The sequence below is a fragment of the Shewanella sp. 4t3-1-2LB genome, assembly GCF_017368415.1.
Classification (GTDB): Bacteria; Pseudomonadota; Gammaproteobacteria; order Enterobacterales; family Shewanellaceae; genus Shewanella; species Shewanella fodinae.
In genome coordinates this window covers 1-252 of sequence record NZ_JAFNJD010000194.1, presented here as the reverse complement: position 1 = coordinate 252, position 252 = coordinate 1, and the positions used below count along the sequence as shown (strand labels likewise).

The window sequence follows — 252 nt, the reverse complement described above, 5'->3', positions numbered from 1 at the left end:
CCATGACATCGGTTCTGTTTATCCCGCACCGCATAACCGCCCGTGCACCATGGATAAGCAAGGTTCTTAAATCTCGATTACCACTCTTTGATAAATGACCGAGAGAGCTTTTCCCTCCAGAGCTATGAATCGCCACTGATTTCCTAGACACCTTTTAGTTAGATAAACTAGCTAAAAAAGAGGTGTCCATGAGCCATAAACGTTACCCCGAACAATTCAAAATCGAAGCGGTTAAACAAGTCACTGTTGCCG

At 44.4% G+C, this 252-nt stretch carries 1 pseudogene; it reads right to left on the bottom strand.

Annotation, left to right across the window (positions count from 1 at the left end):
* A pseudogene (locus J3L11_RS19260) lies at positions 1-127 on the bottom strand (transposase); the annotation flags it as partial.
* Positions 128-252: the final 125 nt, after the last annotated feature.